The sequence below is a fragment of the Candidatus Poribacteria bacterium genome (assembly GCA_016866785.1).
Lineage (GTDB): Bacteria > Poribacteria > WGA-4E.
Genome location: VGLH01000084.1, coordinates 1 through 18,288 on the forward strand (window position 1 = coordinate 1; position 18,288 = coordinate 18,288).

The 18,288-nt window shown below is 65.0% G+C and carries 21 protein-coding genes; 4 read left to right on the forward strand and 17 right to left on the reverse strand.

The features are described 5' to 3' along the window. Positions 1-180: 180 nt before the first annotated feature. Positions 181-1,596 carry a sulfatase gene (locus tag FJZ36_12535; protein ID MBM3215730.1) on the reverse strand — a complete coding sequence of 472 codons (1,416 nt, stop codon included), beginning with the start codon at positions 1,594-1,596 and terminating at the stop codon, positions 181-183. 241 nt (positions 1,597-1,837) lie between these two features. Here FJZ36_12535 and FJZ36_12540 point away from each other — a divergent pair, with 241 nt between their 5' ends. Together FJZ36_12540 and FJZ36_12545 are read left to right on the forward strand one after the other, a co-directional pair. Further along, complete coding sequence (locus FJZ36_12540) at positions 1,838-2,617, forward strand: YceI family protein (protein ID MBM3215731.1); 780 nt, start codon at positions 1,838-1,840, stop codon at positions 2,615-2,617. 224 nt (positions 2,618-2,841) lie between these two features. Further along, positions 2,842-4,026, forward strand: a complete 1,185-nt coding sequence (locus tag FJZ36_12545) for a hypothetical protein (protein MBM3215732.1) — start codon at positions 2,842-2,844, stop codon at positions 4,024-4,026. Between the two features lie 203 nt (positions 4,027-4,229). Here the strand turns inward: FJZ36_12545 and FJZ36_12550 are convergent, their stop codons facing one another. Genes FJZ36_12550 through FJZ36_12575 form a run of 6 tightly spaced genes read right to left on the reverse strand, consistent with a single transcriptional unit; the run spans position 4,230 to position 9,881 of the window. Then, complete coding sequence (locus FJZ36_12550; GenBank protein MBM3215733.1) at positions 4,230-5,000, reverse strand: hypothetical protein; 771 nt, start codon at positions 4,998-5,000, stop codon at positions 4,230-4,232. After that, the gene (locus FJZ36_12555; protein ID MBM3215734.1) at positions 4,997-5,716 is read right to left on the reverse strand and encodes an ABC transporter ATP-binding protein; all 720 of its coding nucleotides are present in this window, start codon (positions 5,714-5,716) and stop codon (positions 4,997-4,999) included. The genes FJZ36_12550 and FJZ36_12555 overlap by 4 nt, the downstream gene beginning before the upstream one ends. After that, positions 5,713-6,624: an ABC transporter ATP-binding protein gene (locus FJZ36_12560; GenBank protein MBM3215735.1), complete on the reverse strand. Its 912-nt coding sequence runs from the start codon at positions 6,622-6,624 to the stop codon at positions 5,713-5,715. Before FJZ36_12560 ends, FJZ36_12555 begins: the two co-directional genes overlap by 4 nt. Then, positions 6,617-7,789, reverse strand: a complete 1,173-nt coding sequence (locus FJZ36_12565) for a branched-chain amino acid ABC transporter permease (protein ID MBM3215736.1) — start codon at positions 7,787-7,789, stop codon at positions 6,617-6,619. Before FJZ36_12565 ends, FJZ36_12560 begins: the two co-directional genes overlap by 8 nt. A 3-nt stretch (positions 7,790-7,792) precedes the next feature. After that, the gene (locus FJZ36_12570) at positions 7,793-8,989 is read right to left on the reverse strand and encodes a branched-chain amino acid ABC transporter permease (protein ID MBM3215737.1); all 1,197 of its coding nucleotides are present in this window, start codon (positions 8,987-8,989) and stop codon (positions 7,793-7,795) included. A 25-nt stretch (positions 8,990-9,014) separates the two neighbouring features. Beyond that, the gene (locus FJZ36_12575; protein ID MBM3215738.1) at positions 9,015-9,881 is read right to left on the reverse strand and encodes a phytanoyl-CoA dioxygenase family protein; all 867 of its coding nucleotides are present in this window, start codon (positions 9,879-9,881) and stop codon (positions 9,015-9,017) included. Positions 9,882-9,971: 90 nt separating this feature from the next. On the opposite strand from FJZ36_12575, the gene FJZ36_12580 reads away from it, so the two are divergent. Then, positions 9,972-10,787: an RNA methyltransferase gene (locus FJZ36_12580; GenBank protein MBM3215739.1), complete on the forward strand. Its 816-nt coding sequence runs from the start codon at positions 9,972-9,974 to the stop codon at positions 10,785-10,787. Between the two features lie 14 nt (positions 10,788-10,801). Here FJZ36_12580 and FJZ36_12585 read toward each other — a convergent pair whose 3' ends face one another. From FJZ36_12585 to FJZ36_12630, 10 genes are all read right to left on the reverse strand, one after another. After that, positions 10,802-11,197, reverse strand: coding sequence for a YraN family protein (locus FJZ36_12585; protein ID MBM3215740.1), 396 nt, complete (start codon positions 11,195-11,197; stop codon positions 10,802-10,804). Then, positions 11,175-11,837 carry a ribonuclease HII gene (locus FJZ36_12590; protein MBM3215741.1) on the reverse strand — a complete coding sequence of 221 codons (663 nt, stop codon included), beginning with the start codon at positions 11,835-11,837 and terminating at the stop codon, positions 11,175-11,177. Before FJZ36_12590 ends, FJZ36_12585 begins: the two co-directional genes overlap by 23 nt. A gap of 4 nt (positions 11,838-11,841) precedes the next feature. Then, the gene (rplS, locus tag FJZ36_12595) at positions 11,842-12,228 is read right to left on the reverse strand and encodes a 50S ribosomal protein L19 (GenBank protein ID MBM3215742.1); all 387 of its coding nucleotides are present in this window, start codon (positions 12,226-12,228) and stop codon (positions 11,842-11,844) included. Between the two features lie 21 nt (positions 12,229-12,249). Then, a complete protein-coding gene (gene trmD / locus FJZ36_12600; protein MBM3215743.1) occupies positions 12,250-12,990 on the reverse strand; it encodes a tRNA (guanosine(37)-N1)-methyltransferase TrmD in 741 nt (246 codons plus the stop codon). Positions 12,991-13,035: 45 nt separating this feature from the next. Continuing rightward, complete coding sequence (locus FJZ36_12605) at positions 13,036-13,443, reverse strand: hypothetical protein (GenBank protein ID MBM3215744.1); 408 nt, start codon at positions 13,441-13,443, stop codon at positions 13,036-13,038. Positions 13,444-13,620: 177 nt separating this feature from the next. Continuing rightward, on the reverse strand, positions 13,621-13,893 hold the full coding sequence (locus tag FJZ36_12610) for a KH domain-containing protein (protein MBM3215745.1): 273 nt from the start codon (positions 13,891-13,893) through the stop codon (positions 13,621-13,623). A gap of 6 nt (positions 13,894-13,899) precedes the next feature. Next, positions 13,900-14,187 (reverse strand): 30S ribosomal protein S16, encoded by a 288-nt coding sequence (gene rpsP / locus FJZ36_12615; GenBank protein MBM3215746.1) that lies wholly within the window; start codon positions 14,185-14,187, stop codon positions 13,900-13,902. Positions 14,188-14,200: 13 nt separating this feature from the next. Further along, positions 14,201-15,553: a signal recognition particle protein gene (locus FJZ36_12620; protein ID MBM3215747.1), complete on the reverse strand. Its 1,353-nt coding sequence runs from the start codon at positions 15,551-15,553 to the stop codon at positions 14,201-14,203. Between the two features lie 104 nt (positions 15,554-15,657). Then, positions 15,658-16,968 (reverse strand): tRNA pseudouridine(13) synthase TruD, encoded by a 1,311-nt coding sequence (truD, locus tag FJZ36_12625; protein MBM3215748.1) that lies wholly within the window; start codon positions 16,966-16,968, stop codon positions 15,658-15,660. Then, entirely contained in the window at positions 16,938-17,420 is a 483-nt protein-coding gene (locus FJZ36_12630; protein MBM3215749.1) for an Hsp20/alpha crystallin family protein, read from the reverse strand. The genes truD and FJZ36_12630 overlap by 31 nt, the downstream gene beginning before the upstream one ends. Positions 17,421-17,611: 191 nt before the next feature. Here FJZ36_12630 and FJZ36_12635 point away from each other — a divergent pair. After that, positions 17,612-18,288 (forward strand): sugar isomerase (locus tag FJZ36_12635; protein MBM3215750.1); only part of this gene is annotated, 677 nt, incomplete at its 3' end.

Sequence of the window (18,288 nt, forward strand, 5' to 3'; positions counted from 1 at the left end):
TCATGCCGTTCCTGGCGCTCACGCTCCTGCTGATGAACAACCGTACTGGCTGGGTCGGGGCTCCCTTCCAGAACCGATGGTGGATCAACGTCCTGCTCGTCGTCACGCTGGTGTTCTTCGCCGTGACCGGCGTTCTGCAGCTCACGGGAGCGATCCCGAAGTCCGGGGCATGATCCGGCGTTAGACGAGGCTCCTCGCCCAGCGAAAAAGCTGCAGCTCCAGCATATCGACGACCTCCGGCAGGTCTTCTGCCCGGTTCTCCTGCTCGCTTGGATCGTTCCGCCGCTCGTAGAGCTCGCGCTCCGCCAGTCGGTTCGCCCCTTCTCTCACGCCGAGCAGCAGCGTCCAGATGTGGTTGCGGATCGCCCACTGCTGTTCGTGGTGTCCCGTGTAGGCGAAGTCGCGGACGGATGACGCCTCGCCGCGCAGGATCGGCAGGAGGCTCGACCCGTGCAGTCGGACGCCGCGCTGGTCGAGCGTCATATCTTGCGGGAAGAGCTGCGCCGTCCGTCTGGGAGCTGTGTAGGGCAGAACCAGGTCGCCCCGAATGTCCAGCGCATCGAGCAGCGTCGGCAGCAGGTCCGTCGGCTGGACGAGGCCATCGGAGAGGCGACCCCCGTGTTCGCCGCCCGGTAGTCGCATGATCCACGGGACGCGAGCGAGCTCCTCGTACGCCCAGGGACGCGCCTTGCGGATGATCCCGTGTTCCCCGAATGGTTCGCCGTGGTCGGACAGGTGGACGATCAGCGTGTTCTCGTCCAAACCGTTGTCGCGCACCGCTTCGAGTAGGACCCCAATCCACTTGTCGACGAAGGTCACCTCGCCCGCGTAGAGCGACTTGACGCGCTCGACCTCGGAGGCGCTCAGGTAGCCTCCTGTGGGCCCGGCGACGGGGTCGATGATATCTTGCCCAGTGTACGAAGGATCGCGGTACATGTCCCAGTAGGGCTCGGGCGGGTCCCATGGCTCGTGCGGATCGAAGTAATCGACCCACAGGAACAGGTTGTCCTTCTGTCCCTTGCTTTGGACCGTGTCCTCGATCCATCGGATGGCTTCCTTGGTGACTCGTGGGGCGAACCAGTCCTCCTCCTCTCGGAAGCCGTCACGGTTCCGCAGATACTGTTCGAACCGAGGCTTCCAGAGGGCATCGGACTCGTCCCCGCGCAAGCGATGCCAGCGGTCGAGATCGACCGGCAGCGGCTCGACGACCCACGGATCGTACTCCTGTCCCCGAACCCACACGACGGTGTCAAACCCGCGCCCGCAGTTGTAGACGGGCTTGTGCATGTGATACACGTCGGTGATCAGCGCGCTGGTGAAACCACGGTCCCAGAGGATCTCGGCGAGCGTGTAGTCGCTGTTCTCGAACGGCTGCCATCCTCGGAACGGGAACCCGACTCGTCCGGTCCACCAGGTGTGGCGTGTCGGCATCGTGGGCAGGCTCTCGGAGTAGGCATGGGTGAAGAGGGTGCCCTCTGCCGCGAGCCGGTCCAGGTTGGGCGTTTGGACCTTCTTCCCGTGATACGAGGCGGCTGTCGGGTGGCATCCGACGTGATCCGCGCGCAGGCTGTCGGTGACGATCACGATCACGTTCATTCAAAGCTCCTGCGACGTTCGGCGCGTGTTCGACGAATCCGTCGTAGTATGCGCCGAATGCTCGGTTGTGTGGCTACTCCCGACCACGCGAAGAACACGAGGCTCCGTTGCGCTGAGAAAGCCGGTGCGCGTCGCGCTGTCGTTCAAGACGTAACCCAGCGGGACCATCGGGCTCGTTCCAGAAGACGGTGAGGTATTCCAGCGATGCCAGCCAAGCGCTTCAGCGGAACGCCATCGGTCGATGATCCGCACGCGCGATGGGCCGTTCCGTGCCGTGAGGAGGTCAGAGTTGCCGTCGGTGTTCCATCTGCGCTTATTGCCGTATGTCGTTGCTGTCTTCTCGGTTGCCGCCTCTGCGTGGGCAGCCCCGATGGCGTTCCACGTCAATGAGGACAAGCGCGACGAGGTGACGTTCACTTCCGATGCGCCCGTCGAGAAGATCATCGGCAAAGCCTCGCGAACCCGAGGGACCGCCATCATTCAGAACCTCGCGGATATCGCCAGGGGCAAGGTGGTCGCGAAGTTCGAGGTCGATCTCGACTCGATCGACACCGGGAATGGTCTCCGCAACCGCCACATGCGCGAGCAGTATCTCGAGACGGCGAAGTTCCCTCGGGCGTCCCTCACGCTCGAAAAGATCGAACGCGTCCAGACTATCACGCAGACGCCGACGGGCAAAGTCGCGCGAGACGTTTCCGGCTTGCAGCCGGGCGTCGCGACGCGCGTCACCGCCGTCGGGACGTTCGAGATTCACGGGGTCAAGCGCACCATCCGCCTGATCGACCTGGATATCACCTACCTTCCGGAGTCTGAAAAGACCAAGACGGTTCGTCCCGGAAGCCTGCTGCGGATCGTCGGCAGCTTCGGGATGCGGCTGTCCGACTACGATATACGACGCCCTCAGCTCATGTTGCTTCGGGTCTCCGACGAAGTCACGGTGGCTTTCGACGTAACCGCCGGCACCGAGGTGCCCATCGCGAAGCCGTTGATCACCTGCGACGATTGCGACGATTCGAAGTGATCTGTGTAAGCCTCGCCGAGGTCTGGGCATCCGAACCGAACGCCTGACCCGAAGCCCGTCGCCCCTTCACGCCCACCTTGCCGACGACCCGGACGCGGGCTATCCATGAGGTGGGTTCCGTCCCTCGCGCTCAGCGTGTGCCCATCGTCGAGCGACCGGATGCGACGGTCGCGTCGCCGCGTCCCCTGCCTCGCCCAAGGAGCCGCCAGATGCCGCCACAGGATATGGAGCAGCGATATCAGGAACGCCTGAAGCGCTACACGACCGCGATGCGGAACGGGAAGCCCGACCGCATTCCGATCCGACCCTTCGTCGCCGAGTTCACGGCGAAATACGCTGGATACACCTGTCAGGAAGTGACGCACGACTACGAGAAGGCGTTCGACGCGGCTCGGAAATGCGCCGCCGACTTCGACTGGGACGCGGTCGTCGGGAACATGGTCTACGTTTGGACCGGGCTGACCCAGGCGATGGGACTCACGTACTACGGTGCGCCAGGCATCGAGATACCCGCGAACACGGGGTTCCAGTACATCGAGCCCCCGTCGGACAACGCCCACATGAAGCCGGACGAATACGACGCGCTCATCGAGGACCCGACGGCGTTTCTCTACAACGTCTGGCTGCCCCGCGTCTCCGCCGACGTGGCGCCAATCGGCGAGCCGTCGACGTACCGGAACAACCTGTCGTTCGTCAAGGGCGGCATGGCAATGCTGTCCTACTTCAACGCGTTCGGCACGCAGGCGGCACGCCTCCGCAGCGAGAGCGGCACGGTCTCGGCGATCTCCGGCATCCTGAAGGCTCCGATGGACATCCTCGCGGACAAGCTGCGAGGCTATCTCGGGCTGTGCGACGATCTCATCGAACGGCGCGACAAGGTCATCGCCGCCTGCGAGGCGCTCGCTCCGCACCTGGCCTGGGTGGCGCTGTCCGGAGCGGATCCCGACAAGAACGTGCCGATCACGATCTGGATGCACCGGGGATGCGTTCCGTTCATCTCCCACACGGATTTCAAAGAGATCTACTGGCCCACGCTCAAGCCAATCATCGAGACGATCTGGTCGCGCGGGCATCAGACGTTGTTCTATGCCGAGGGAGACTGGAACCACCATCTCGATTCCTTCGCGGAGCTGCCCGACCAGAGCATCGTCTACCACGCCGATCAGGGCGACATCTTCGAGATTCACGACCGGCTCGGGGCGAAGTTCTGCATCAGCGGCGGGATTCCCAACTACGTGCTGGGGTATCGCTCCCCTGACGAGGTACGCGCCTACTGCAAGAAGGTGATCGACCGCGTCGCGAAAGACGGCGGCTACATCATGGACGCCAGCGCCATCGTGCAGGACGACGCCAAGGTCGAGAACATGAAGGCGATGACGGACTTCACGCGCGAGTACGGCGTGTACTAGGAGGGACGACGCGATGGACGAAGTCAAAGACGCCCAAGCGGGCCCGAAGCCCGGCGCATGCATTCCATGGGAGGACAAGCTGCGCGAGCTTCCAGAGATCACCGGCGACAAGGAGCTCGTTCAGCGCGTGTGGGAGGACATCGACAGCCTGGCGTACGTCTACATCTGGCAGGTGCTGCTCTCGTTCTGACGCTGGAACGGAGCTACGGTGCGTCAGGTGGCGGTTCGACGGCGAGCCGTGCCGCCTGACGCGCAAGCCGCTTCGCCGCTTCGATGCCGTCGGACACCTCGGCGCTGCCGAAACCGGCGGAGACGAGGAGAGCTCGGTCGGTGACCGCCGAACCGGAGCGGCTCGCTACGGTCGCCCCAATCGCGACGCGCATTCCCGTCGAGTACTCTCGCACCACCCCGATATGCCCCGCGTTGCCGTCCCAGTCCGCCGCCAGCTTGAGCGCTCTGCCCCTGACCCGAAAGCGCTTCGAGATGCCGCCTAACGGTAGCGCTCGATCCTCCGCGTCGGTCGACAAGTCTGCCCGGGCTCCTACGTGAACCGTGAAGAAGCCCGCGCGAGGCAGGTTCATCGCCTTCGACACGACGGCATACGCCCAAGTCTGCGACATGTCGCCTTGCGTGCCGAACGCTCCGAGAGCGACGCCCGGCATGCCGCCTGAAGCGCGAATCGGCTGGACGCGCACGTCCCAGCTCACATGACGATCAGCGTCTGGTCTCCGACGGTCGATGAAGGCGACGCCCGCCTGGGCGCGCGGCGCGACGCCGAAGTCCAAGCTGACGAGTGTATCGGTCACCTGCCAGCCTTCAACATCCTCGTACCTACCGGATAGGGCAAGCTCGTACTCGCCCTCGTCCAGGGTATCGGCGACGGGCGACGAGACGAGCCGTCCGGCTCCGAACATCGCTCCGGCGTGCGCGCTGAGGCTGATCGCTGTGGCGAGAATCAGCAGAAGCGCCCTCATGTCACGTCTCCCAGGTAGGCGCTTCGCACCCTTGCGTCGTTGAGCAGATCGGACGCTGCGCCTGAGATGGTGATATTGCCGGTCTCCATGACGTACCCGCGTCTGGCGAGCTCCAGCGCGACCTTCGCGTTTTGCTCGACCAGCAGAATGGCGGTGCCCCCTTCGTGCAGTCGGCGCACGATGTCGAAGATCTGGTTCACCAGCAGGGGAGCCAAGCCCAACGAGGGTTCGTCGAGCAGAAGGAGCTCCGGTCGCGCCATCAGCGCGCGTCCGATGGTGCACATCTGCTGCTCGCCGCCGGAGAGACTGCCCGCTCGCTGATCCATCCGGTCCTTGAGTTGGGGAAAGAGCGAGCGGACGTATTCCAGGTCCGCGCGGATCCCTTCTTTGTCGCGTCGGGCGTAGGCTCCCATGTCGAGGTTCTCGGCGACGGAGAGCTCGCTGAAGAGCCTCCTGCCTTCAGGAGCCTGGGCGATGCCGAGTCGCACGATCTGCTGGGTCGGCATGTGCGTGATGTTTGCGCCGCGAAAGGTCACCGTGCCGCGTTTGGCTCGGATCAGTCCGCAGATCACGTTGAGCGTGGTGGACTTCCCAGCGCCGTTCGCGCCGATCAGCGTGACGATCTCGCCTTCGTCCATCACCAGGTCGATACCGTGGAGTATTTCCATGGACCCGTAGCCTGCGCGGACGCCGTCGAGCTCCAGCAGGTGGCTCATACCGCCTCGCCTTCGGCAGACGTGCCCAGGTAGGCGCGAATGACTTCCGGATTGGTTCGCACCTGCGCGGGGGTTCCATCGGCGATCTTGCGTCCGTGATCGAGGACGACGATGTGATCGGATATCTCCATGACGAAGCGCATGTCATGTTCGATCAGGAGAACCGTCACGCCGGCGGCGCGGATCCGCTCGATGAGCCGCATCAGGTCGTTCGTCTCGGTCGGGTTCATGCCAGCCGCCGGTTCGTCGAGCAGCAGCAGTTGCGGGCCCGTGGCGAGCGCGCGGGCGATCTCCAGCCGCCGTTGTTCGCCATAGGCGAGATCGGTCGCGGCTTCGTAGGCGCGAGAGCGCAGACCGACGAAGTCGAGGTACTTCGCCGCTGACGAGACGATCTCCCGTTCTTCTCGACGGTGGCGCTTCGATCTGGCGACCGCATCGACGGGCCCGCTCCTCGCCCGACCGTGCAGTCCGACCTTCACGTTGTCGAGGACCGACAACGCGCCGAAGAGTCGGATGTTCTGGAACGTCCGGGCGATGCCGAAGCTGGTGATCGTGTCCGGTGTTCGCCGCTTGTGGTAGAGCGCTTGCCGCGCCGCAGGGATCGCCAGCGCGAGGACGCCGAGCCCGACGCTGGCGACCGAGACCATCGCCGCATGCAGCGGGTCGAACACCGCCTCAGCGAGATCGACGGTCCGCTCGCCGTGGAACCGGATGCTACCCGCCGTCGGTTCGTAGAGACCCGTGATGAGGTTGAACGCGGTCGTCTTGCCAGCCCCATTGGGACCGATGAGACTCGTGATCTCGCCGCGATGCGCGGAGAAGTCCAACTCCTCGACGGCGGAGACGCCGCCGAAGCGTTTCGTCAGTCCCTCGACCGAGACGATGGGCGTCGACACGGTATCAGTCATCTCCGAGTTGGAAGAGCGTCGCGTCCGTCGTGTCGAGGGGCTCGCGCTTCGTCGTCACGCGTCGCGGGAAGAGCCCCTGGGGCTTGAAGACCATCACGATCACCAGCAGCACGCCGAAGAAGAGGAACCGCGCGCGGTCGTCCACCTTCAGCACGATACCGCCCATGTGAATCTCCTCCCGCAGCAGTTCGCCCAAGCCCACGACGATGAAGGTTCCCCCGACAGCGCCCCCGATGGAGCCCATCCCGCCGAGCACCAGGGCGCACAGCACCACGACGGAAAACCAGAAGTCGAACACGTTCGTCGATACGGTACTGGTGCGGAAGGCGAGAAGCGCGCCGCCGACCCCGGCGAAGAACGCCGACACCGCGAAGGCGTGCATCTTCAGGCTCGACAGGTGGATGCCGCTCGTCATCGCCGAGGTCTCGTCCGCCTTGATCGCGAACCAGGCGCGTCCGACACGCGAGCGCTCTAGCCGCCACATGACGCCGACCGCCAGCAACAGGAACCCCAAGCACAGATAGTAGAATTGCCACGTGCCGCCGTGCCATAGCGTGCCGTTGGGGTAGCTCCAGTAGCCCGATGTCTTGAGAATGCCGGTGTACTCGCCGCCTTCGAGGTGTCCGCCAAGCAGGTTGGGAACCGGGAAGTTCTTGTAGCCGTTGCCTCCGCCCGTCAACCAAGCTTCGTTGCGGATGAAGATGCGCGCGATCTCCGCGAAAGCGAACGTGACGATGGCGTAGTAGTCGCCGATGAGCCGTAGCGTCGGCGCTCCTCGGAGAACCCCCCATACCGAGGCGTGCAATCCGCCCACTAACAGAACCACGAAGAGCGATCCGGGGAACTGCATCCATGGGCGGTCGTACAGGATCGTCGCGGTGTAAGCTCCGACGGCGGCGAACGCCACGATGCCCAGGTCGAGCAAGCCCGTGTAGCCCGTCACGACATTCAGCCCGAGCGCGACGATGGCGTAGAGGATGCACAGCAGCGACACGTCCATGAGACGCGCGCCCTCTGCGGGCGGCAGGGGCAGCGCGGGAGCCAGCGCGACGACCAGGCACGCCGGAACGAGGCACACGATGCCCACGCGCCGCCATAGCGCGCCGCCGTCGGCGTTCCATTGGTCACGCGCCCACGATGCTGGATTCATGCGCGCGGCTCCCATGGGCTAGGCGCGTTCCGCGCTGGCGCGTCCCAGAAGACCCGTGGGACGGATCAGGATGACGAGGATGAGCAGCCCAAAGGCGAAGGCGAACTCGTAGTTGGAGCTCACCCCCAGCCAGCCCGTGATGTAGGCGTTCGCGGCGACCTGCACGACGCCGAGCACGACGCCGCCCAGCATCGCGCCACGGATGTTGCCGATGCCGCCCAGAACCGCCGCCGAGAATGCGAACACGCCGGGCTGGAATCCCATGCGGTAGCCGATGCCGCTGCCGCGATAGAGCGCGAAGAGCACGCCCGCTGTCGCCGCCAGCGCCGACCCGATGGCGAACGTCGCGGCGATGATCTTGTTCACGTCGATACCCATGAGCGCCGCCGTCGCCTTGTCGAGGGCGCACGCCCGCATCGCCTTGCCCATCTTGGTCTGCTGGACGACGGCTTCGAGCGCGAGCATCAGCGCGATGGCGACGATCCAGATGAACACGACCTTCCACTTCAGCTCGACGGCGCGGTCGCCGCCTAGATGAATCGACCACGCGGGTCGGTTCAGCCAATGCTCCAAGCCGACTTCCTCGGCGTCGAGGTTGATGGTCGGTTCGGTCGCACGCATCTGGGCGAGGGCGTCGCGTCGCGCATCGCGCAGCAACGAGCGAGTATCGTTGCTCTCGGTTCCCAGGCGGAACGCGACGTAGAGCTCGTCGCCACGGCGTTCCACGTGCTTGAGGCGGCCGAAAGCGCTCGACTGGAGTCGTCCCTCGATGCCCGATAGGAGCTCGTCGCCGCGCGCGAGCGCCTCCGCGCCGATGGGACGCACGAGGAACGCGGGTCGCAGGTCTGGGAACGGGCGTTCCGAGGCTCCCCAAAGGAGCATCACGAAGTTCTGCAGGAAGAGCGACACGCCGATGGCGGTGATCAATGGTGCGAGCCGAGGCGCGTTCCGAAGGGGTCGGTAGGCGATCACGTCGATGGCGACGCCCAGACCGGCGCAGAGGAGCATGGCGAGCGCGAGCGCTCCGACGAACGGCACGCCTCGGGCGATCAGCAGGATGCCGATGAACGCGCCCATCATGTAAATCTCGCCGTGGGCGAAGTTGATCAGCTTGATGATGCCGTAGACCATCGTGTAGCCGACCGCGATCAACGCGTAGATGCCGCCCAGGGTGAACGCGTTGATCGTCTGGTTCGCGAACAGCGATACGTCCAACGGATCGTTCCTCGGAGCCGCGAGCCTACAGCGTGATCGTGTCGCGAGGCAGTTGGTCGATGCGCTCGATGCCTAGCGTGTCGGTGCGGAGCGTCCAGTCGATGGGCGTCCAGTCTGGCGCTGGCGGGCCCAGCTTCGGGACGTACGGCGCATCGCGGTCGGGCCCGACGACTCCGTTCAGCGCGACGCGCGGATGGTTCGCTCGGTTGTGCGATGAGCCGTGCGCGACGAGATAGTGCAGGAACACGACGTCCCCGGCGTTGGCAGTCACCGGAATCGGCGTCTGGTAATCGAGGTCCGGGACGGCTGTCTTGCCACCGGGCACGGTTCCGCTAGTGATCCAGTGCTCGAACAGAAGCCGATGGCTCCCGGGTGATACCGCCGTAGCGCCTCCGAACTCGACCGTGTCCGTGAGATAGGTCATGGTGACGAGGAACCGGTGCAGGGGCAAGAGCGTCGTTACGTCGATGCCGTCGATGTGGAGACCCATCGGTTCGAACACGGGCTCTCCGTGGCGCGGGAAGTTGATGACCGGGCTCGCCCCGCCGCCGCGCCGGAAGTGGGCTCCGACGAGCTGCTCCGCGACCGCCTCGACCTGCGCCGTGCGGCAGGGAGCCATATGGCGGTTCACTTCATGCGGCACGATAATGGCGGCTTCGGGCCATGTGGACGGGTCGTCGGGCGACCTGCCCAGCTCGCGCCACATGCGGTCTCGCACCGACGCAACGATGTCCGGCGGAACCAGTCTGCGACCGACATGGTAACCGTGGCGCACGAAGGCGGCGACCTCGGAGGCGGAAAGAGGTCCGCTCGGACTGGTCTGGGTCGCGATTGGGTCTGCGGCGGATCGATCGATCGGCAGCGTCGTCGCCCTGCTGTCAGTGTTGTCCATGTAGGGGTCGCGGACGGTATGCTACCCTAGCACAGCCTGGGGCGTCGCACAAAGGGCGTGCGGCGCTCGTGACCGGTGGAGGAAGCCTCGATGCGTCGATCCGGCATGGCGGATGATCTGGCTCCCGAGGAGGTGCGCGCGCTGCGCATCGACGTGCCAAGCCAACTGCCCAATATCCGCGTGATCTTGGAGGAGACGAAGGATGCACGGAACGTCGGATCGGTGGCTCGCGCCATCAAGGGCATGGGCATCTCCGAGCTCTGGCTGGTGAACCCGCTATGTGACTGGCGCAACTCGCAGGAGGCTCGGCAGCTTGCGAGCAACTCGCGCGATGTGCTCGCTGCAGCGAGAGAGGTCACGACGCTGGACGAGGCGGTTGGCGACGTGCACCTGCTCGTGGGAACCACCCATCGCCGACGCGAGCGGCGGATGGCGCAGCCGGTCACCATGCGCGAAGCCGCCGCCGAGATCGCTCGAACAGCCATCGATCACCGAGTCGCGCTCTACTTCGGCAGAGAGGACTTCGGGATATCGAACGCCTCGCTGTCGCGCTGCCATCTCGCGGCGAGCATCCCGATGGCGGTTCGGAACCCATCCCTGAACCTCGCCCAAGCCGTTCAGATCGCCGTCTACGAGGTGTTTATCGCATGCGCCGGCGAGCGGTCGCCTGTCAGCTACCGGCTCGCCACCGATCAGGACCGGCGCGCCCTGCTCCATCGCCTGCAGCTTCTGCTCCGCATGGTCGAGTTCGAGCCGCTCAACGACGACTGGGATACGATCCGCGTTCCACTGGAGCGCGTACTGGGTCGAACCCGCCTCGAATCCCGCGACGTCGCGGTGATGACGATGCTCTGCCACGACCTCGAAGAGTTCCTCAAGCGCAAGGGGATCGTTCCGAGGGAGTAGGGGATCGCAGAGCGTCAGCGACCGGTCGAGTCCCACATCGAATCGTCGCACTGGAATGCGTCGATTGTGTGGATCACGTCCCACTCACCCGCGCGCTCCAGGATGGCGACGACGTCGAACCGGCACGGAGCGTCGAGCCATCCGCGTTCCTGTAGGAACGCCATTCCTGAACGGCACAGGCGAGCGCGCTTCGTTTTGGTCACTGCCTCGGATGGGTCGCCGAACCGTGTGCCCCGTCGGGCTTTGACCTCGACGAACACGAGCGTGTCGCCATCGCGAGCGATGGCGTCGATCTCGCCATGCGGCGTGCGAACGTTGCGCTGTAGGATGGAGTACCCCAGTCGCTCTAGGAACGCGCACGCGGCATCTTCGCCGCGCCGTCCGAGCTCAGCGGCGGGAACTCGGTTCATGGGCGTTCTCGCAGAACTCGCGGACGCCTCGGAACGTGCGCCTGTGGATCGGGCAGACGCCGAGGGTCTCGATGGCGCGGCGGTGGCTTGGGGAGGGGTAGCCCTTGTGGCTCGCGAAGCCGTAGCCGGGGTATTCGGCGTCGTAGGCTTCCATGATGCGATCCCGCGTGACCTTGGCGAGTATCGACGCCGCCGCGATGGAGACGGATCGCTGGTCGCCTCGGACGACTGTGATCACTTGGGGCGCGAAGCCGTCGGGGAAGTGGTGCGCCGGCGAGCGGTTCCCGTCGACGAGCGCGGCGCTCGGACGGGGCTCCAACTGGGCGACGGCATTCGCCATGGCGAGCAGCGAAGCCTGGAGGATGTTGATGCGGTCGATCTCGTTCGGATCGACCCGTGCGGTCGCCCAAGCCGACGTGCGCTCGATCAGAGCGTCATAGAGCTCGTCGCGTTGCAACGCGCTGAGCTGCTTCGAGTCGCGGACGCCCAGGCTGCGCGCAACGGCGTCGTCCGGGAGCACGATCGCTGCCGCCACGACGGGTCCTGCCAGTGGACCTCGACCCGCCTCGTCGACTCCGGCGACTCGGACGAAGCCCTGTGCGATCAGAGTCGCCTCGTGCTCGTAGCTTGGCAGCTCCACCGATCTACTCGCTGGTGCGACGGTACGCCTTCTCAGCGATGCGCGCCGACTTGCCGCTGCGCTCACGCAGGTAGTAGAGCTTGGCTCGCCGGACAGCGCCGCGACGGACGACCTCGATGCGCTCGATGCGCGGCGAGTAGAGCGGGAAGGTGCGCTCGCACCCGACACCGAAGGAGATGCGGCGCACCGTGAAGGTGGAGCCTGCGCCGTTGTCGTGACGGCGCATGATGACACCCTCGAACGTCTGGATGCGCTCCTTGTCGCCTTCGATGATCCGCACGTTGACGCGCACGGTGTCCCCGGCGAAGAAATCGGGGTTGTTGTCGCGCGCCTGGATGATCTCCGAGAGCGGCTTGATCTGTTCCTGTTCGACAATCGACACGAGATTCATCGCGTGTTCCTTTCGCGGATCCTAACCGCCGTGCTCGCGCCGGAGCTCGTCCAGCACGGACAGGTCTTCGTCCGTCAGGACAGCGCGTTCGAGCAAATCGGGTCGTCTGAGCAATGTGCGCCGGAGAGCGTCGCGGCGTCGCCACGCACTGATGCGCTTCGGGTCGCCGCTGAGGAGCACCTCCGGAACCGGAATCCCTTCCCACGTCGCCGGGCGCGTGTAGTGCGCCGCGTCCAGTAGTCCATCCGTGAACGAGTCGCGCAGCGCCGAGTCTGCGTCGGTCAGCACGCCGGGCAGTATGCGCGCCACAGCATCCAGCAGGATCAGAGCCGGGAGCTCGCCCCCGCTCACGACGTAGTCGCCGACCGAGATCTCCTCGTCGACGAGGCGGTGGCAAACTCGCTCATCGATGCCTTTATACCGTCCGGCGACGATCACGAGATGGCTTTCAAGAGAAAGCCGCTCGCAGTCGGACTGCCGAAGCGGAGCCCCCTGAGGCGTCATCAGGATGACTCGGGGCTTGGCGCTCGCTCTCTCCGATAGCCCCCGGATCGCCCGCGACAGCGGCTCCGGCTTCATCAACATGCCGGGCTCGCCGCCGTACGGGTAATCGTCGACCGTGCGATGACGGTCGTCCGTGTAGTCGCGCAAGTCCACAGCGCGGAGCGCGAGCTGTCCCGATGACTGCGCTCGCCGAAGCACTCCCCACGCGCCGACCGCCGTGACGAGCTCCGGGAAGATCGTGACGACGTCGCAGGTCATGAACGAGAGCTGCGTCTGCGGCACCGACGAATCCCTCCGGCGCGGCTAGCCCCGTATCTCGACGACGATGTCGTCCTTCACGATCACCTCGAGCTGCCGCATCTTGGCGCCGAAGTTCTCACCGACGTCCAACTGCACCGGGGCTTCGTAGGTCCCGGCGATGAACATCGAATCCACTTCGAGCGCTTCGACCTGGGCGCGCTTCGCGCGCAGCTCTTCGTGCATCTGCTCCTGACGCTGGCGCTCCTTGCGCAGCTCCTCGCGGATCTGCAGAGCCTGGGGTGGAGCCTGCCGCTCGATCTCGGCGACCATCCGGCGACCCTGGAACTCCATTTGAGCCAGGTTCCGGTCGATCTGCTCAAGCGTGGCTTGGATCTCCCGCAACGTCTTCTGCTTGAAGGCGTCGGTCACGACCTGCTTCACGACCACGGGACGCTTGAGGATGAGCGCCATCGCAACTCCCTGCCGACACTGCAAGAGACGACTGATCGGAGGAGCATCCCGAATCAACCGCGCCGGCGACTCATGACGTCAGACGCCTGCCGCAGGGATGTACACCATCGATCCGGGCGACGCCGATTCGACTCGGCGCGTCGGCACCCGAGCTTCAGGTTCCTGCGCCGACCGAGTTTACTCGACGATCTCCAGCACGGCGCGCTTGTTGACGCGCGTCGCAGCAGCGGCGAGAACCGTGCGCATCGCCCGAGCGGTCCTGCCCTGCTTCCCGATGACCTTGCCGATGTCCTCCTCGGCGACGCACAACTCGACGATGGTCGTGCGAGGTCCGGGAGTCTCCTCGACGCGCACGGCATCCGGCTGGTCGACGAGGGAGCGCGCGATGAACTCGACGAGTTCCCGCAGACGCGGCTCGGAAGCCTGCGCTGGATACGACGGGCGAGCCATCTGACGTTACTCCCCCGACGAAGCCTCAGCGGCGCTGGGACCTTTGTACTGCGCCCACACGCCCTGCTGTCGCAGAAGGCTGCGAACCGTGTCGGACGGCTGAGCTCCCTGTCGGAGCCAGTAGAGGGCCCGCTCCTCGTCGATCACGAGCTCGAAGGTGTCGGGCACCGGATTGTAGGTTCCCAACTGCTCGACGAACTTGCCGTCGCGGTTCGCGCGCGTGTCGGCGACAACGATCTTGTAGAACGCGCGCTTCGTCCGACCGGCGCGCTGGAGCCTGATCTTAGCTGCCAAATGACTTCCTCCGTTAGAACCGTAGCGAGCTCTGGAACGCTCGACGTCGCTTGGATTTCTTCCCACCCAGGGCAAGACCGGAGAACTGTTTGACGGCGCGATTCATCTGCGCCAGTTGCTGGACGAGTTGGTTCACCTGCTGAACCGTGGTTCCGCTGCCGAGCGCGATGCGCCTCCGCCGGCTGCCGTCCAGCAGGCGATGGTTGCGCCGCTCCTGCGGAGTCATCGACAGGATGATCGCTTCGACGCGTCGGAGCTGCGATTCGTCCGCCTCGAGCCCCTGACCGCGCAGCTTGTTGAAACCCGGTATCATCTCGAGCAGTTGATCGAGGCTGCCCATGCGCTGTATCTGGCGAAGCTGGTCGAGGAAGTCCTCGAAGTTCAGTTCCTGGCTCTCGAGGATCTTCGACTCGATGTGTCGCGCCTTCTCCTCGTCGAGGACCTCCTCGGCGCGTTCGATAAGCGACAGCATGTCGCCTCGTCCGAGGATGCGCGACGCGATACGGTCTGGGTGGAACTCCTCCAGAGCATCCAACTTCTCGCCGACGCCCATGAACTTGATCGGACAGTCGGTGACAGCTCGAATGGAGATCGCAGCCCCGCCGCGGGCATCTCCGTCCATCTTCGTGAGGATGACGCCCGTCAACGAAAGGCGACGATGGAACTCCTCCGCGACGGCAACGGCTTCCTGCCCGGTCGTTGCGTCGGCGACGAGCAGGATTTCCGTCGGGTTCGTCGCCGCTCGGACCTGCTCCAACTCGACCATCAGTTCCTCGTTGGTCTGCAGCCGCCCCGCGGTGTCAATGATGACGACGTTGTTGCCGTGACTCCGCGCGTGTTGCAGACCCGCCTCGGCGATCCGTGGCGGCGGCGTGTCGGCTCCCATGGTGAACACGGGGACGTGGATCTGCTCGCCCAGAATCTGGAGCTGGCGGATCGCCGCCGGACGGTAGACGTCCGCTGCGACCAGCAGGGGCGACTTGCCTTCCTTCTGAACCCGTTTGGCGAGCTTGGCGCACGCGGTCGTTTTGCCAGCACCGTTCAAGCCCACCATCAGGATGATCTGCGTTCCCGACGGCGCGACGCGCAGCTTCTCAGACTGCTCGCCCATCACGGCGGTCAGCTCTTCGCTGACGATCCTGAGAACCTGCATCTCCGGCGTCAGACTGCCGAGGACTTCCTGCCCGACGGCGCGTTCCTGCACGCGCTTCACAAAGTCGCGCGCGACGCGGAAGTTGACGTCGGCTTCGAGAAGCGCCAGGCGCACTTCGCGCAACACGTCACCGATGTTCTTGTCGGTGAGTCGTCCGCGCCCGCTCAGTTCCTTGAAGGCGCGCTGCAGCTTCTCGTTGAGTGTTTCGAACACTTGGGAGCCCCAGACGACGGGCACGATGCGACACCGCACGCCGAATGCGCAACCAGTGATGTTATCGTGACGGCTGTTGGGAAGTCAAAACCAACGCGGGTTCGTTAGTCGTTCTCATCGTCATCGGGCCCGTCGCCGTCGAGGAGACCGAACGGGTCGTTTTTCATGATTTCGTCGAGGACGACGGTCGCGTAGCTGCCGCTGGGAAGTCGGAACGACACGAGCAGGTCGTCGTTGTCCAGCGTCTCCAGATGCGGTTCCGCCAGCGGGATTCGGAGATGCCTTCGCTGTCCGCGCAGGTCTCGGAACACGGACGCCATCGTGTTCGGGTCGAAGCCTTCCTCGCGCAGGATGGCGGCTTCCGCCTCGCCGGGTTCACCTTGGGCCCGGAGCATCGACCTACCGTAGAGTGGGCCCGACGGGCTCACTTCGAAGGCGTCCGCTCTGGGTTGTTCCACGGCGGCGGACTCGACGATGAACGCCGCGCCGCCCTGATGCTTGACGGCGACGTCGCCGTCGAGCATCGTGCCGATGTCGGGCATCCGGCGCGCCAGTACGCGATTGAACAGGGCTGATTGATACGCCGAAGTGAAAAGACGGCGCATCCGACTGTGCATCTCGCCGAACGCGGCTTGCCAGCTTATGCCTCTCACGAGCGCGCCCAAGACCTTCCGCTCTTCGCGGAACCGGGGCATAGGAAAGAGGCGGCGAGCCAGGTTGAAGTCGCCTTCGTCGAAGGCTTGTCGCGCCTCTCGCAGCGCATCGACTTCAAACGGAAGCGGGTTCCCGAGGTAAGCCCGCGCGGCTCCTTCCCAGTCGTGCAACAGCATCGCCCGTCCGATGACGTGGGCGTTCCGCCGCGCGCTGAACCGCTGCATTCCGAAGAAGTTCGGTACTCCCAGCCTCGAGAGCCGCTCGATCGTCGCGCTGGCATGCGCGTGCGCGCCTGCCTCGGGTCTGCGGATGTGAACACGGAACCGGTTCCCGGCGAGGTGTCCGATGCGAAGCTTGTTGTGGTGGTAGTCTGCCGCCAGTACGCGCATGCGCGGGATCGAGAGCTCAAGGGCATCGTTGCGGTCGACGCCCTCCACGGAGATTCGCTGCACCGTCACCGCGCGCGTGTCCTTGAGCCCGGCGTACCCAACGGTCGAGGGAGAGATACCGAGGGCTTGAGCCACGCGCTGAATGGCTTCGAACGTGGACAGCCCATGCTTCTCGATGGTCAGGTAGGTGTGGTTCCCTTCGCCAGCGGGCTCATACAGAGGGACTTCCTCGACGACGAAGTCCTCGGGTCTCTGCTTGAGGACTCCCCCGGTTCCCGGGATGTCAGCCGTCAGATAGGGCGCGCGCGACAGCCTGCGGAACGTCTCTGGGTTCGCCACGTTCACTCGAACTCGATCGGGATCGCGCGCGATGCCTCCGGCGGCTTCGGAAGGCTCAGTCGGAGCACGCCGTCCTGATACTGGGCGCGGATGGACTCCGGGTCGATGCCCTGCGGAAGCTGAATGGTGCGAGAGAAACGTCCCTGAAGCGTGAGCCGGTCGTCGCTCACGGTGATCGCGAGATCGCCTGGACTGAGCCCCGGAATCGATATCTCCGCGACGACGTTGCTCGATGAGTCGTACATCTCAACGGCAGCGGGTTTGCCTTCCCTCCTTCCCATGGCGCTCGATACGGCGATCTCGCGCTGCCCTCCCGCGGCGACGTGGCGCGTGACCTCGCGCTGGAACATGCGGTCGTCCGCGACGTGCCAGCGGCTCAGAGCGACCTCGAACAGCGCGAGGCGTCGGTAGACATCCTCAAAGAAACGGTTCGCTTCCGCCTGCATGTCGAGCAGGTCTTCGAACATCTGCATCCGTCGAGTCATGCGGCACCCCTTCGCTCCCGCCGGAGCCTATGCCGGCTTCCACGCCTGGAATGTGCCACACCGGACGGCAGCACTCAAGCCGACGGCGGATACTTCTGCGCGACGCCAGCCGGTTGCTCCGCCCTGGCAGGGCTGGATATAATCATCGAACGGATGCTGTCAGGGAAAGTGGGAAGTCAAGGAGCGGGCACATGTCACGCGAATCCAGGATCCGCGCTCGATACGACTTGCTGGCAGAAGACCTCCAAGCGTTGGGCATCGACGTCAACGCCGTCAAGACACGGCTGAGAAAGCAGCACATCGAAACCCCGTCTTGGGGATATGGCGACTCCGGCACTCGGTTTGGCGTGTTCCGGCAAGACTGGGCGGCTCGCGATGCTCAGGAGCGTCTGCGCGATGGAGCCGTGGTCCACGAGTTCACCGGCGTAACGCCGACCGTGGCGCTCCACATTCCTTGGGACAAGGTGGATGACTGGGCAGCGCTGAAGCAGTATGCCGACGACCTCGGCATCGGCATCGGCGCGATCAACCCGAACCTGTTCCAGGACATGGACTACAAGCTGGGGAGCGTGTGCCACCCGAAGGCAGAGGTGCGCCAGAAAGCAGTCGAGCACCTGCTCGAATGCACCGAGATCATGCGAATCACGGGCTCCAAGTTCCTGAGCGTGTGGCTCGCGGACGGGACGAACTACCCGGGTCAGGACGACTTCCGAGCCCGCAAAGCGCGGCTCTACGACGCCCTCAAGGTCGCCTACGACGACCTTCCGGTCGGGAGCCGCATGCTGGTCGAGTACAAGTTTTTCGAGCCCGCGTTCTACCATACCGATCTGCCGGACTGGGGCGCGGCGATCCTGATGTGCCAGAAGCT

What these genes read in the sequence shown, in the direction of transcription:
- FJZ36_12535 (MBM3215730.1), bottom strand. Translation starts at nt 1,596, where the DNA reads ATGAACGTGATCGTGATCGTCACCGACAGCCTGCGCGCGGATCACGTC.
- FJZ36_12605 (MBM3215744.1), bottom strand. Translation starts at nt 13,443, where the DNA reads ATGGCGCTCATCCTCAAGCGTCCCGTGGTCGTGAAGCAGGTCGTGACC.
- FJZ36_12565 (MBM3215736.1), bottom strand. Translation starts at nt 7,789, where the DNA reads ATGGGAGCCGCGCGCATGAATCCAGCATCGTGGGCGCGTGACCAATGG.
- FJZ36_12545 (MBM3215732.1), top strand. Translation starts at nt 2,842, where the DNA reads ATGGAGCAGCGATATCAGGAACGCCTGAAGCGCTACACGACCGCGATG.
- FJZ36_12585 (MBM3215740.1), bottom strand. Translation starts at nt 11,197, where the DNA reads ATGAACCGAGTTCCCGCCGCTGAGCTCGGACGGCGCGGCGAAGATGCC.
- FJZ36_12580 (MBM3215739.1), top strand. Translation starts at nt 9,972, where the DNA reads ATGCGTCGATCCGGCATGGCGGATGATCTGGCTCCCGAGGAGGTGCGC.
- FJZ36_12630 (MBM3215749.1), bottom strand. Translation starts at nt 17,420, where the DNA reads ATGACTCGACGGATGCAGATGTTCGAAGACCTGCTCGACATGCAGGCG.
- FJZ36_12540 (MBM3215731.1), top strand. Translation starts at nt 1,838, where the DNA reads ATGATCCGCACGCGCGATGGGCCGTTCCGTGCCGTGAGGAGGTCAGAG.
- rplS (MBM3215742.1), bottom strand. Translation starts at nt 12,228, where the DNA reads ATGAATCTCGTGTCGATTGTCGAACAGGAACAGATCAAGCCGCTCTCG.
- trmD (MBM3215743.1), bottom strand. Translation starts at nt 12,990, where the DNA reads ATGACCTGCGACGTCGTCACGATCTTCCCGGAGCTCGTCACGGCGGTC.
- FJZ36_12550 (MBM3215733.1), bottom strand. Translation starts at nt 5,000, where the DNA reads ATGAGGGCGCTTCTGCTGATTCTCGCCACAGCGATCAGCCTCAGCGCG.
- FJZ36_12610 (MBM3215745.1), bottom strand. Translation starts at nt 13,893, where the DNA reads ATGGCTCGCCCGTCGTATCCAGCGCAGGCTTCCGAGCCGCGTCTGCGG.
- FJZ36_12555 (MBM3215734.1), bottom strand. Translation starts at nt 5,716, where the DNA reads ATGAGCCACCTGCTGGAGCTCGACGGCGTCCGCGCAGGCTACGGGTCC.
- FJZ36_12560 (MBM3215735.1), bottom strand. Translation starts at nt 6,624, where the DNA reads ATGACTGATACCGTGTCGACGCCCATCGTCTCGGTCGAGGGACTGACG.
- FJZ36_12575 (MBM3215738.1), bottom strand. Translation starts at nt 9,881, where the DNA reads ATGGACAACACTGACAGCAGGGCGACGACGCTGCCGATCGATCGATCC.